This window comes from Mesorhizobium sp. CA6 (assembly GCF_020165035.1).
GTDB lineage: Bacteria > Pseudomonadota > Alphaproteobacteria > Rhizobiales > Rhizobiaceae > Mesorhizobium.
Window position 1 is genome coordinate 22575 of the sequence record NZ_JAIUHI010000002.1, and the last position, 13806, is coordinate 36380.

Sequence of the window (13806 nt, forward strand, 5' to 3'; positions counted from 1 at the left end):
CTCTTTTCTCCCTTGGGAGCGAATAGGGAGTAGCGAATAGCGAGTAGGATTATCCATTTGCCGCATCGCTCTCCTCTTCCCTATTCGCTACTCCCTGTTCGCTATTCGCTATTCAATGCTTCGCCCGAATGGCCGACCACACCGTGGCGGGCGCCGCCGGCATGGCGATGTCGACGACGCCGAGCGCATCTGTGATGGCGTTGATGACCGCCGGCGGCGAACCGATGGCGCCAGCCTCGCCGCAGCCTTTGACGCCGAGCGGATTGCCCGGGCACGGCGTGTTCGAGGTCGAGACCTTGAAGGACGGCAGGTCGGCCGCGCGCGGCATGGTGTAGTCCATGTAGCTTGCCGTCAGCAGTTGGCCGCTGGCGTCGTAATGCGCGCCTTCCAGCAACGCCTGGCCGACGCCCTGGGCGATGCCGCCATGCACCTGCCCTTCGACGATCATCGGATTGATGATGTTGCCGAAATCGTCGGCCGCGACGAACTGGATGATCTCCGTCGTACCGGTCTCCGGATCGATCTCGACCTCGCAGATGTAGCAGCCGGCCGGGAAGGTGAAGTTGGACGGATCGTAGAAGGCCGTCTCCTTTAGCCCTGGCTCCATGCCCGCCGGCAAATTGTGGGCGGTGTAGGAGGCAAGCGCCACCTGGAACCAGGGCAGGCTCTTGTCGGTGCCCGCGACCTTGACCTCGCCATTCTCGATGACGATGTCGCCCTCGTCCGCCTCCAGCAGATGCGCGGCGATCTTCTTGGCCTTGGCTTCGACCTTGTCGAGCGCCTTGACGATGGCCGACATGCCGACGGCGCCGGAACGCGAGCCATAAGTGCCCATGCCCATCTGCACCTTGTCGGTGTCCCCATGCACGATCGAGACGGAGTCGATCGGCACGCCGAAGCGCTGGGTGACCAGTTGCGCGAATGTCGTCTCATGGCCCTGGCCATGGCTGTGCGAGCCGGTGAGCACCTCGATCGTGCCGACGGCATTGACGCGCACCTCCGCCGATTCCCAGAGGCCGACGCCGGCGCCGAGCGAGCCGACCGCCGATGACGGCGCCAGGCCGCAGGCCTCGATATAACAGCTCATGCCGATGCCGCGCAGCTTGCCCTGCTTGGCGGCGTCGGCGCGGCGCTTGGTGAAGCCGGCATAGTCGGCGGCTTTCATCGCCGCATCGAGCGAAGCGTTATAATCGCCGGCGTCATAGTTCATGATCACCGGCGTCTGGTGCGGGAAGGACGTGATGAAGTTGCGGCGTCGGAGTTCCGCCGGCGACACGCCGAGCTCGCGTGCCGCGGTCTCCATCGTGCGCTCGAGCACATAGGTGGCCTCAGGCCGCCCAGCTCCGCGATAGGCATCGACGGGCGCCGTGTTGGTGTAGACGGCGCGCACATTGGCGTGGATCGCCGGGATGTCGTACTGGCCCGACAGCAGCGTCGCATAGAGATAGGTCGGCACGCAAGACGAGAACAGCGACATGTAGGCGCCGAGATTGGCTATCGTATCGACCTTGAGAGCGGTGATGCGGTTGTCCTTGTCGAAGGCCATCTCCACCGTCGAGACATGGTCGCGGCCATGCGCATCCGAAAGGAAGCTTTCGGTGCGGTCGGCCACCCATTTGACCGGGACACCGGTCTTCTTCGATGCCCACAGGCAGACGATCTCTTCCGGATAGATGTAGATCTTGGAGCCGAAGCCGCCGCCGACATCGGGCGCGATCACGCGCAGCTTGTTTTCCGGAGCGACGTTGTAGAAGGCGCTCATCACCAGCCGCGCGAGATGCGGGTTCTGCGACGTCGTCCAGCAGGTATAGTGATCCTCGGCCTTGTCGTAGTGCCCTAGCGCCGCGCGCGGCTCCATCGCATTCGGCACCAGCCGGTTGTTGACGATCTTCATGCGCGTGACATGGGCCGCCGACTTGATCGCCGCGTCGGTCGCCTTGGCGTCGCCGAGCTCCCAGTCGAAGATCAGATTGTTCTCTGCCTCGGCATGGATCTGCGGCGCGCCGGGTTGGATCGCCTTCGTGGCATCGACCACGGCCTTCAGTTCCTTATAGGTGATCTCGACCGCTTCGGCCGCATCGCGCGCCTGGCCCTTGGTCTCGGCGACGACGACCACCACGGCGTCGCCGACATAGCGCACCTTGTCGGCAGCGAGTGGCGACCACGCGCCCATCTTCATCGGCGTTCCGTCCTTGGAATGGATCATCCAGCCGCAGATCAGATTGCCGATGCCGTCGGCCTTGAGCTCCTTGCCCGTCAGGACGCCGACGACGCCCGGCATGGCCTGCGCCTTCTTCACGTCGATCTTCTTGATCTGCGCATGTGCGTGCGGGCTGCGCACGAACACCGCATGCTTCATGCCGGGGACCACCATGTCGTCGACATAGCGGCCGCCGCCGGTGATGAACCTCTTGTCTTCCTTGCGCGCCACGCGGGCGCCGACGCCTTCGATACCCATTGCGGAAATTCCTCCGGAATTTAGGGGAGTAGTGAGTAGCGAATAGTGAGTAGGAAAAGAGTTGGAGTACGGGTCGGTCACAGAGACGCTGACCATTCGCTACTCACTATTCGCTACTCACTACTCACTCATCTCACGCTGCCTGCTTCGCCTTGCCCTTGGCGCCCTTCGACATCGCCTCCGATGCGGCGAGGATCGCCTTCACGATGTTGTGGTAGCCCGTGCAGCGGCAGATATTGCCGTCGAGCTCGGCGCGCACAATCGCTTCGTCGAGGCCTTGCGGGTGGCGCGCGATCATATCGGTCGCGGCCATGATCATGCCCGGGGTGCAGAAGCCGCATTGCAGCCCGTGATGCTCCTTGAACGCGGCCTGAACCGGATGCAGCTCGGCACCGTCGGCCAGCCCTTCGATGGTGACGATGCTCGAGCCCGAAGCCTGAACGGCGAGCATCGTGCAGGACTTCACCGCCCGGCCGTCGACATGCACGACGCAGGCGCCGCATTGCGAGGTATCGCAGCCGACATGCGTTCCGGTCAGGCCGAGATGTTCTCGCAGGAAATGCACCAGCAACGTTCGGTCTTCGGTACTACCGCTGACCCGTTTCCCATTCACAGTCAACGACACGTCCGACATGCAGCCTCCCTGGGTATTAACCTTGGTCCTCGCCTTGCCGATGCCGTGCCTGTGCTTCGGCAGCGCGCTATTTGCCTACCGTACAACGGGCAAAACAGTGCTGCCAGCGCTCCGCCCCTTGTACTTTCGGTCATGGCCGACAAGCTGTTGAGCATGCCGCCCGGCCCATTGCCAAATCAGGGATTGAGGGCAAAGATGCCCTCGACGCGAAGCGTGCCTGACACGCATAAGAAAAGACACGCATAATCAGCGTTGGAGGAAATTGCGGAGAAGGCGGCTGGCCAGTTCTAGCACACGCTATGCATCGGGCCTTTCGGCGCTCACCACGGATGAGCCCGATCCGAATATTTTTGCCCGGGCCATCGCGGCCGAAGCGGCGATCGTCGACGCCGGTTTCGCGCTTTTGTTCTTCTCCCAGAGCCTGGTCGACGCGGCGGCGCTCGCGCAGGCGTTGAAGGTACACGCTCCGTTGCTTGCCTATGCCGGCTGCTCGACCGCCGGCGAGATCACGCCGCAGGGGCTGGAAGAAGGACATGTCCTTGCCCTGCTTCTGCCGTCGGCATCGTTTTCGACCGTCGCCACCATGGTCGAGAACCTCTCCTCGTCGGGCATGGACCGGATCACCGGCGAGGTCGCCTCGCTGCGGCGCCTGCTGCGCGGGCGCGTCGGCCAGGATCGGGCCAAGAACATATTCGCGCTATGCTTCATCGACGGGCTGTCCTATGCCGAGGAAGCGGTTACATCGGCCATCCACTGGGGGCTGGACGACATTCCGCTGATTGGCGGCTCGGCCGGCGACGACCTGAAATTCGAGACGACGAGGCTGATCGCCAACGGCACGGTCGCGTCCGACAGCGCCATCGTCGTGCTGGTCGCGACCGAGATCCCCTTCCACGTCTTCAAGACCGACAATTTCATTCCGACCGACGAGAAGCTGGTGGTGACGGCGTCCGACCCGGACCATCGTGTCGTGCGCGAGTTCAACGCCACCAACGCGGCGGAAGAATATGCCGCCTCCGTCGGCATCGTGCCGCAGACGCTGACGCCGCTGAGCTTTGCCTCGCACCCCGTGGTGGTGAAGGTCGGCGGCGAATATTATTGCCGCTCGATCCAGCGCATGCATCCCGACGGCTCGCTATCCTTTTTCTGCGCCATCGACGACGGCGTGGTGCTTTCCATAGCTCAGCCCAAGAACATGGTGGAAGCGACGCGCACCGCTCTCCAGGACGTCGAGCATCGTCTCGGCGGCATCGACATGATCCTCGGTTTCGACTGCGTGCTGCGCCGGCTCGACGCGCGCAACCGCCAGGTTTTTCGCGATATCTCCGAGCTCTACCGGACCAACAAGGTCATCGGCTTCGGCACCTATGGCGAGCAGTATCGTTCGATGCACCTCAACCAGACCTTTACCGGCATCGCCTTCGGCGAGCGCCAGGCAGCCGAGTGAGCGCAGATGCCGCTTCGCGACATCGACGACCTCGAAAGGCTGAAGAAGATCAACGCCGCGCTGGTCAGCCGCGTCGAGCGCTCGATGGACCAGCAGGGCAATGCCTTCTCGCTGTTCCAGACCGCGATCTCGCTGGAAAACCGGGTGCGCAACCGTACCGAGGAACTGCACGCGACGCTGCGCCGGCTCGAGCAGTCGAACATCGACCTCAGCGCGGCTAAGGAGAGCGCCGAACTGGCGAACCTCTCCAAGACCAGGTTCCTGGCCGCCGCCAGCCACGATGTGCTGCAGCCGCTGAATGCCGCTCATCTGTCGGTCTCGGCGCTGGCAGAGGTCCAGGCCAGCGATGAAGGCAGGAAGCTGGTGCGCCAGGTCGAGCGCTCGCTGGAGACGATGGAAGACCTGCTGCGCACGCTGCTCGACATCTCCAAGCTCGACGCCGGCGTGGTGCAGCCCGAGATCGGCGACGTCAGCCTGGAAGCGCTGTTCTCCTCGCTGCGCTCGGACTTTCTTCCCGAGGCGGCAAAGAAAGGCCTGTCGCTTAAATTCCGCCCCGTCAATGTCGCGGTGCGTTCCGACCGCACGCTGCTCAGGCGTATCCTGCAGAACATCCTCTCCAACGCGCTGCGCTACACCCGCTCCGGCGGCGTGCTGGTCGGCACAAGGCATCGCGGCGACACCATCCGCATCGACGTCGCCGACACTGGCTGCGGCATCCCCGAGGACCAGCGTGAGGCGGTGTTCGAGGAATTCCACCGCGGCACGTCCACGCTTGCCGACGCCGGGCTCGCCGGCGGGCTCGGGCTCGGCCTCGCGATCGTGCGCCGCATGGCGGCCGCCCTCGGCCATCCGGTGACCTTTTCCTCCAAGGTCGGGCGCGGCACCATCTTCCATATCGATGTGCCTGTCGGCATGGCCGCGGCCGAACCGGCGATGGCCGCCGCCGACATGGAGCGGCCGCGCGGCTACGGCCTGTTCGGCACCAAGGTGCTCTTGGTCGAGAACGACATGGACGTGCTCTCGGCAATGACCTCTCTGCTCGAGCGCTGGCAATGCCTGGTGCGCGCCGCGACCTCGACAGACGATGCGCTCGACCTGCTCGGCGACACCGCGTGGGTGCCCGACATCATCATCGCCGACCAGCATCTCGACGGCGGCGACCTCGGCACGTCAACGATCGCCGAAGTGCGCGACTATCTCGGTCGGACCGTGCCGGCGCTGATCGTCACCGCCGACGGCTCCGAGCCCGTCGCCAAGGCCGCCCGCGCCGCCGGCATAGAGCTGATGCGCAAGCCGCTGAAGCCGGCGCAACTACGCGCGCTGCTGGCGCATTTGCTGGCTTAGGGCCACTGCCCTCTTCTGTCGCTGGAAAACAAAAGAACCATCGGCGTTCGAAGATAGTACGTAGCCAGGCCGCTATATAAGTCTCGGACGCACGACAATTTGGCCGAAGCCGCATCGCACCTGCCTATGCATTTTGACGCCAAAAATTAAAGTTGTGGATAAGGCGTCAAAGACAAGTTTCCGTTGTATTCGGTTGATGGCGCCAAGCTAAATGTAAGAAACACGGATCGGGGGATTTCATGAAGCGGTTCCTTTTTGGCGCGGCTCTGCTTGCCGCTGGCGTTTTTGGTGCGGATGTTTCTTTCGTCTCTTATATTAGCGGAAGTGCAGATTCGGTAGCTTTCGCGCAAGGGACGCAAAGTCCCGCTGCCGGCTTCGACAATGGCGGCGCGGCGCTCGGATCGGGCGGCCAGGCGGGCGGACCGGCAACATCTGCCGACTCGCCTTCAGGCGGCGGCTCCGGGACCACGCAAGCCACCGGCAGCCCGGATGCGGCATCCAAGGTCGGCGCCAAACCGGACAATGCCAACTACGCTGATGGCAATGCCACGGATGGCAGCAAGGCCGCTGATAGCAAGACGACAGGCGCGGATAAAACTGGCAAGGCGGCCAAGACCGGCGAAACCGAGGCTGCACCCGAAGAGCCGGCGGCGCAAACGGTGGCAACCGCAGCCGCCACGACGACAACAACCACGAGCGGCGATCCTGAAGCGATCGGCACGCCGAAGGTCGATCTGCCCAAGGCCGCCGGCAACGGCAATCTCGGCTATTCGATTGCCATCGACGTGCCCGCCTTCCATGGCATCGAGCCGCAGATTGCGCTCAACTACAATTCCTCGCACAAGACCAAGCTCGGCGGCCTCTACCAGGGTTGGCTGGGCTATGCCTGGGGTCTGGACGGCATCGATGTCATCGAGCGGGCCACGCCCGGCTACGGCATGCCGGCCTACGATGCCAACGACATCTTCCTGCTCGACGGTCAGGCGATGGTGGCGTGTGTCGCCGGCATGGTCTCGCCGTCCTGCTCGACCGGCGGCACGCATGCGACGGAGAATGAGAGCTATCGCCGCATTGCGCTCAACGGCTCAACCAATGAATGGAAGGTGACGGACCGGGATGGCACAGTCTCGACCTTCCGCTCGGTCGGCGCCATCGCCAACCTCAATCCGGCAGCCGGCACGCCGGCCTATGACCTGGCCTTCAGCTATCGTTGGCTGTTGACCTCGGTCACCGACACCAACGGCAACACGGTCTCTTACAGCTACACATGTCCGGCAGGCCCGACCTGCTATCCGTCAAGCATCACCTATAACGGCGCCAGCATCAGCTTCTACTACGAGACCCGTCCGGACCTGATCCTGATGGGCAATGGCCGCGACATCTCCGAGACCAGCCAGCGCATCAAGACGATCGGCATCACGGTCTCCGGCGCGGTGCGCGGCGCCTACAAGCTCACCTATGACCAGGCGCCGTTCTCCAATGCCTCGCGGCTGACCCAGGTCACCCGCTACGGCACCGACGCGGCAATCGCCCCAGACGGCACCATCACCGGCGGGACATCCAAGGTCATCGCCCAGATGACCTATCAGAACACCGATGGGGTGTATGGGACGGTGGCTGGCGCGCCCTCTAAGTTCGGACCAGGACAGGTCGGCGATTTGAATTTCGACGGCCGCGACGAAATCTTTGGCGATCGTATCCAGAACGTAATCATCGGGTCGCAACAGAATGGTACCAATGGACTGCTACGGACAAAGTACGTTCACAAATTCAACACCAACGGCTCCGTTGGCAGCACGGTGTCACTTCCGCTTGAAACGTTAACCGGGTCCAACACCGATTCAAATCCGCCGCTATATTTTTCGCAACCCGGTCGCTTTCTGGCCTCCAAGAATACGATGGATTTTGCCGACTCGGCGATCCAACCATATGTCAACGGCGCTACCGGTAGAGTTACCTACACAGCGATCAAATGGATCATCACGACGGATGCTGCGCTGGGGCTGACCAAAGCCGGATGCCCACCGACCGGTTATCAGGCCGTTTGCGATGCCCTGCCGATTGCCCCAGGTTTTAGTTTTTCGGCATCTGATGCGGCCACTGTGGCTGATGCGGATGGCGATGGCATCGATGCCCTCAATGCCAATACAAGCCCAAATCTCGGCGTGGGCGATTTTCTCGGCAATGGCCGTCAATTGCCTTTGTTGGTGGCTAGCTCGTCCATAAAGAAGGGCGTGCTTTCGAACGGCAAATGGCAGCCGGGCGGGACCGCGTTCTCCATTGCATGCTCCACCGGCGCCTACGATGGTGGCCCAGGCAGTTGCGTGCTCGCCGACGTCAATGGTGATGGCGCGACCGACGTGGTCCTCTACAACGGCACCAGCGGCAATACCCAAGTCTGGCTTTCGACCGGGGTTGGTTTCAAGAGCTATACCGTGGGGTCGATAACGGGCACCTCTGCTGTCGTGCGCGATTTCGACAACGATGGACGTATCGACGTCATCACCATTGGTGGCACGATCACGTCGCAGTCGGGTAGAACCGGCACGGTGAGAGTGTTCTCGCTGCGCCCCTCGTCGACATCGATGACGCCGGTTCAATTCAATATGCCGGTTTCGCTGACGGCGGGCACTGTTGTCGGCGACTTCAACGGGGACGGCCTGCCGGACTTCACCAACTACAGCAGCATGTTCATCTCGAATGCAGGGACGGGCAATCCGAACCTTGTGAAGCAGATCGTGACGGAGCCCGGCGGCACGGTGGCGGTCGAGTACGCGCCGTCATCGACCTGGACGAACAACTACCTGCCGCAGCTGGTGCATGCGGTGACAAAACTGTCGGTGAGCGACGGCCGCGGCCAGACGTCGGTGAGCACGTACCAATATGCCGGCGGCAAATACGATCCTGCGGCGCGCAAGTTCTTAGGGTTTGCCTCGATCGTCGAGACGAAGCCGCTGGCCAATGGCGAGACGGCGGCACCGACGGTGACGACCAGCTATCGCCAGGACCTGGCGAGCTACGGCCTGCCGTCGCTGACGGTGTGGAAGGATGGCGCGGGTGTCGTGCGCAGGCAGGTCGCCGAGACCTATGCCGTCAATACGGCATCAAAACCCTACACCGTGCAGAACACGGCAACCGACACGACGCTGAACGAGAATGTCACGCGCACGCTGCGGGTCGAGCGCGGCTTCGACGCCTACAACAACATCGTCAGCCTGAAGGACTATGGCCGCACCGATGTCAGCGGCGACGAGACCTGGACGGAGCGCTTCTTCTCGCCCAACACGTCGGCCTACATCGTCTCTGCACTGATTGCCGAGCGGACGCATGCCGGGCTCACCGGCAGCGATCCCTACGTCAGCTACAAGCATAACTATTATGACGGCAACACCGATGTCTGGGCCGTGCCGACCAAGGGTAATCTGACCTGGGTGAAGACTTTCAGCGATGCCACAACGGGCAGCGCCACCGACCAGTATTTTGCCTATGACAGTTTTGGCAACAAAATCTCGGCCGCCAACAGCCTCGGCCACAAGACCGAGTGGGATTATGACGCGACCTACCATCTCTATCCGGTGACGGAGCGGGCGCCGCGCTATTTTGCCACCGGCGGCCAGGCTGCCGATACCCGCTTCGTCTCGAGCGCCACCTTCAACGCGATCTGCGGGCAGCCCTCGACCAGGACCGACCCCAACGGCCTGGTGAAGACGTTTGTCTACGATCCCTTCTGCCGGCCCTACCAGGTCTCGCAGAGCGTCACCGGCGCCTATGCCAAGACGCGGTTCGAGAACGAGGGCAATCCGGCAAGTCAGGCGCTGGTCAAATACACCCCGCTGCCGAACGGCGCCGGCGAGGACTTCACCCGCTCCTATTATGACGGGCTCGGCCGGGTCTACCGGGTCGAGACGCCCGGAGAGACGGCGGCTGGTCCAAGGCGCATTGCCGACACCGACTACGATCAGCGCTCCAATGTGCTGCGCACCGCCTTCCCAAGGTTCGTCGGCGATGCCGCACAGTGGACCACCAACTCCTATGACTGGGCCGACCGGCTGGTGGCGACGGTCAATCCGGATGCCAGCCAACGGACTTACCTGCACTATCTCGCCACCGCGACAGGCACCTTCAATCCGTGGCTTTTTGGCGTGGTGCTTACCGACGAGCTTGGCCACCAGACCGAGACCGTAACCTCGACGCGCGGCGATACCACAGCAGTGGTGCGTGACGTGGTTGGCATGGCGCTGACCGAGTACCGCAATTACGACGTGCTCGGCCGGCTGATCGGGGTCACCGACCCCGGCGGCTCGACCTGGTCCTACAGCTACGACATGCTCGGCAACAGGCTGTCGGCGACCGATCCCGATCTCGGCACCTGGGCTTACGTCTACGATGCCGCCAACCGGCTCGTCAGCCAGACCGACGCCAGGGGCACCGTCACCAATCTGAGCTACGACCAGATGGACCGGCTGACGCTGAAGACGGCAACGGCCTCGGGCGGCAGCGCGGTGACGCTGACCCAGAACACCTACGATCAGGCATCTGCCGGTTCCTACAACATCGGCCAGCTCACCACCTCGACCAATCCGGCCGCCACGCAAAGCTACAAGTATGACGGCTTCGGCAAGGTGGCGCGCCAGGATGCCACCATCGGCACGCTTACCCACACCACCATCACCTCTCGCGATGCCTCCGGCCAGCCGATCGCCACGCAATATCTGCCGGTGCAACTCGACTTCGGCACGGCCGCAGCGCCGCTGCAATACACAGCCGGCAACAAGCTCGCCTCCGCATCCGGCTTCATCACCTCGACGCTCTATGAGGCCGATGGGCAAACCAAGGAGATCAACTACGCCAACGGGGTAAAAACCGCCTTCACCTATTCGCCAACCCGGCGCTGGGTGACGCGCGTCACCACGTCGAGGGGCGCAACCATCCTTCTCGATGATCAATATGCCCGCGACAACCTTGGCCGCATCACCGGCACGACGGGGCTCACTGCCTCCGACAGTTGGGCCTATGGCTATGACAATGCTAGCCGCCTGACGTCGTCCGACAATCTCGGCAACAACACGCTCGACGAGACGTTTGTTTACGCGGCCAACGACAATCTCACCTCACGCAGCCGTGTTGTCGGCACCTATATCTATCCGGCGGCGACAGCGCCAAGGCCGCATGCGCCAACATCGGTCGGCGCCAAGACACTAGCCTATGACGCCAACGGCAATCTCACCTCCGACGGCAGCAGAACGCTGACGTGGGACGAAGCCAACCGGCTGAAGACGGTCAGTCTCGCCTCCAACACCGTCAACCTGACCTATGGTCCTGACGGCGCGCGGGCGAAAAGGCCTCATCCTTCGCCACGACGCTCTATCCCGACGCTTCCGTCGAGATCGACCCGGCGATCCCGGGTTCGGAAATCTACACCCGCTATCCGCATCCCGACATCAAGGTGGTTGGCGCGACAAAATACTTCCTGCACCGCGATCACCTGGCCTCGGTGCGCATGGTCACCGACAGCTCCGGCGCCATCGCCGAAGCCACCAGCTACGCCACATATGGCGAGCGCCTCAACTCAGGCTTCCAGACCCAGAAGAGCTACATCGGCGAGCGCTTCGATCCCGAGACAGGACTCCTCTACCTCAACGCCAGATACATGGATCCAGTGCTGGGCAGGTTCATCTCGCCGGATGATTGGGATCCGACCAAGGATGGCGTTGGCACCAATAGGTATGCATATGCCCAGAACGATCCGGTCAATAAAAGTGATCCGAATGGGCATTCTCTATCTCCACGAGACTCCGATGCCGATGCCCCGACAGCACAACTTGGAGGAGGCGGCAATCAAACGAGCCCTGCCAATGGCCAAAACGCTGATTCGCAGAGACAAGCCAGCCATGCTCAAGAAAGCCTGACGGGCACCGCCAAGGACAAGAAAAAAGCGGACGGAACCTATCAGGTAGCCGAAGACGGTATCGACATGCCGGCAGGTTACGTATCACCCAATAGCGGGCTTCTTGCTCCAGGTGCTGCGCCAATTTGTGGTGGCGGTTGTGTGCCTCCCGGATTGGAGATGGGGCCTGGGCCATATGCCCAAGAAATGCCTGGAGGCTTCACGAATGTCCCAGCTGAAGGACCGCCTACGACACAGGTTCCCAAAGGAGGCACATATTCGCTAAGAAATAGCGCTGGTGAGGTTGTGAGGACGGGGCGGACAAACGATCTTGCCAGACGTGCTGCTGAGCATGCCCGCGCTGACGCAACCAAAGGCCTCACATTCACACAAGAGCATCTCACTGACGCACTGAAGGAGCAGAGAGGGCTGGAGCAAATGCTACATGAAAGCTACAATCCTTCCATGAACAAGGTATCGCCGATAAGCCAGAGAAACCCAAATCTAAATTCCTATATGAATGCCGCCCGCGATTTTCTAAGTAGGCAATTGAGTGGAGAGTAGGAGGTTTATTTATGAGAAAAATGCCATACAGAGAAGGTACGTTATTTGCTATTCCTTTGAAATCTGGCGGCTACGGAGTTGGCTTGGTGGCTCGCGCGACTCCAACCGGAAAGATTATTCTAGTATATTTATTTGGGCCCAGGCGCTTGGAATTACCGACGGTGGACGAATTAGATATGATGAGTCCGCACGATGCGATCAGATGTCTACGGTGCGGTGATCTCGGCTTAATTAATGGAAATTGGCCAATTATTGGGCAACTGAAAAGATGGGAGCGAGAGAAATGGCCTACCCCCCCCTTCGTGCACAAAGAAAGTCTTTCCGGCCGAATTCTCATTCGAAAATACTCTGATTCTGATCCATCAAAGCTAGAGGGCCAGGCTATTGTAGATTCGGCAGTTGATTTAGAGCCAGACGGATTACACGGGTATGAGATGGTCGAATTAATTCTGACAGAGCAGTTGAAACCGCACTAGCCGAAGAATGTCAACCTCAGCATTTCTTTCATCACTCCAGCCGGATCAGCCGCGAAGAACAGCTGAAAGATTCTAGTGAAGGAGCGAGATATAAGATTGTGGAATTTAAAGTCAACTAACGAAAGCGGGTATTTCTGTTAGAAATTTTAGAATGTTGTACGATATAGTGGTCGAATCGGTATATTCCAAGAATTACGGTGACAGTGCACTAATTTTGGCGCGCCAGCTGATCCGCCTCAAAACCCAGCCTGATCTCGAAACAACTCCGCATTGTCGAGCTTCGACACCTCGATCACCGCCTGCGTCCTGCTATACACGTTGAGCTTGCGCAATATCTCCGAGACATGCGCTTTCACGGTGGTCTCGCCCACCTGCAGCTCATAGGCGATCTGCTTGTTGAGCATGCCCTGGCGCAGCATCTGCAGGACTCTCAGCTGCTGCGGCGTCAGCTTGGCCAGACGCTGCACCATGTCGGCGCGGTCGGTGCTGTCGGGGTCGGGCGGCTGGCTTTCGTAGTTTTCCGGCACGTAGACGGCGCCATCCATCACCGAGCGGATGGCGGCGGCGAGATCGCTCTTGCGGGCCGATTTCGGGATGAATCCGGCGGCGCCGTAGGAAAGCGCCTCGGAGATGATCTTCGGCTCCTCATAGCCCGACACGATCACCACCGGCAGGCGCGGATAGCGCGTCCTCAGTTGCAACAGCCCCTCGAAGCCATGCACGTCGGGCATGCTCAAATCGAGCAGCGCGAGGTCGAACGGCTTGGCGTCGGCAAGAAGCTCGATCGCTTCCCCGATCGAACGAGCCTCGACCGTATCGACGTCCGGATAGGCCATCTGCACGGCGCTGTGCAGCGCCTCGCGAAACAGCGGGTGGTCGTCGATGATCAGGAAGCGGGCGCGATCGTTGACGGCGGTCATTGCTCAGGATCAGGCATCGGTTCGATTTCCAGCCGGCACAGGATAGTCTCGCGACCCTGGCCAGATTATTGGCAAA

At 61.5% G+C, this 13806-nt stretch carries 7 protein-coding genes and 1 pseudogene; 5 read left to right on the forward strand and 3 right to left on the reverse strand.

Features of this window, described 5'->3' with window-relative positions:
• Window positions 1–112: 112 nt before the first annotated feature.
• Together LB526_RS02380 and LB526_RS02385 are read right to left on the reverse strand one after the other, a co-directional pair.
• The gene (locus LB526_RS02380) at window positions 113–2458 is read right to left on the reverse strand and encodes a xanthine dehydrogenase family protein molybdopterin-binding subunit (protein WP_224625943.1); all 2346 of its coding nucleotides are present in this window, start codon (window positions 2456–2458) and stop codon (window positions 113–115) included.
• Between the two features lie 133 nt (window positions 2459–2591).
• The gene (locus LB526_RS02385; RefSeq protein WP_140840520.1) at window positions 2592–3092 is read right to left on the reverse strand and encodes a (2Fe-2S)-binding protein; all 501 of its coding nucleotides are present in this window, start codon (window positions 3090–3092) and stop codon (window positions 2592–2594) included.
• A gap of 262 nt (window positions 3093–3354) precedes the next feature.
• Between LB526_RS02385 and LB526_RS02390 the strand changes: the two genes are divergently transcribed.
• The 5 genes and pseudogenes from LB526_RS02390 to LB526_RS02410 all read left to right on the forward strand — a co-directional run bounded on the left by LB526_RS02390 (window position 3355) and on the right by LB526_RS02410 (window position 12810).
• A complete protein-coding gene (locus tag LB526_RS02390) occupies window positions 3355–4539 on the forward strand; it encodes an FIST signal transduction protein (protein WP_224625944.1) in 1185 nt (394 codons plus the stop codon).
• A gap of 6 nt (window positions 4540–4545) precedes the next feature.
• Window positions 4546–5883, forward strand: coding sequence for a hybrid sensor histidine kinase/response regulator (locus tag LB526_RS02395; protein WP_224625945.1), 1338 nt, complete (start codon window positions 4546–4548; stop codon window positions 5881–5883).
• Window positions 5884–6122: 239 nt separating this feature from the next.
• Window positions 6123–8876 (forward strand): annotated as a pseudogene (locus LB526_RS29755) (FG-GAP-like repeat-containing protein); the annotation flags it as partial.
• 2507 nt (window positions 8877–11383) lie between these two features.
• Window positions 11384–12334, forward strand: a complete 951-nt coding sequence (locus LB526_RS02405) for an RHS repeat-associated core domain-containing protein (protein ID WP_224625946.1) — start codon at window positions 11384–11386, stop codon at window positions 12332–12334.
• A gap of 11 nt (window positions 12335–12345) precedes the next feature.
• Window positions 12346–12810, forward strand: a complete 465-nt coding sequence (locus LB526_RS02410) for an Imm26 family immunity protein (RefSeq protein ID WP_140846127.1) — start codon at window positions 12346–12348, stop codon at window positions 12808–12810.
• A 236-nt stretch (window positions 12811–13046) separates the two neighbouring features.
• Here the strand turns inward: LB526_RS02410 and LB526_RS02415 are convergent, their stop codons facing one another.
• On the reverse strand, window positions 13047–13730 hold the full coding sequence (locus tag LB526_RS02415) for a response regulator (RefSeq protein WP_224625947.1): 684 nt from the start codon (window positions 13728–13730) through the stop codon (window positions 13047–13049).
• Window positions 13731–13806 lie beyond the last annotated feature (76 nt).

What these genes read in the sequence shown, in the direction of transcription:
- LB526_RS02385 (WP_140840520.1), bottom strand. Translation starts at nt 3,092, where the DNA reads ATGTCGGACGTGTCGTTGACTGTGAATGGGAAACGGGTCAGCGGTAGT.
- LB526_RS02410 (WP_140846127.1), top strand. Translation starts at nt 12,346, where the DNA reads ATGAGAAAAATGCCATACAGAGAAGGTACGTTATTTGCTATTCCTTTG.
- LB526_RS02415 (WP_224625947.1), bottom strand. Translation starts at nt 13,730, where the DNA reads ATGACCGCCGTCAACGATCGCGCCCGCTTCCTGATCATCGACGACCAC.
- LB526_RS02380 (WP_224625943.1), bottom strand. Translation starts at nt 2,458, where the DNA reads ATGGGTATCGAAGGCGTCGGCGCCCGCGTGGCGCGCAAGGAAGACAAG.
- LB526_RS02405 (WP_224625946.1), top strand. Translation starts at nt 11,384, where the DNA reads ATGGTCACCGACAGCTCCGGCGCCATCGCCGAAGCCACCAGCTACGCC.
- LB526_RS02395 (WP_224625945.1), top strand. Translation starts at nt 4,546, where the DNA reads ATGCCGCTTCGCGACATCGACGACCTCGAAAGGCTGAAGAAGATCAAC.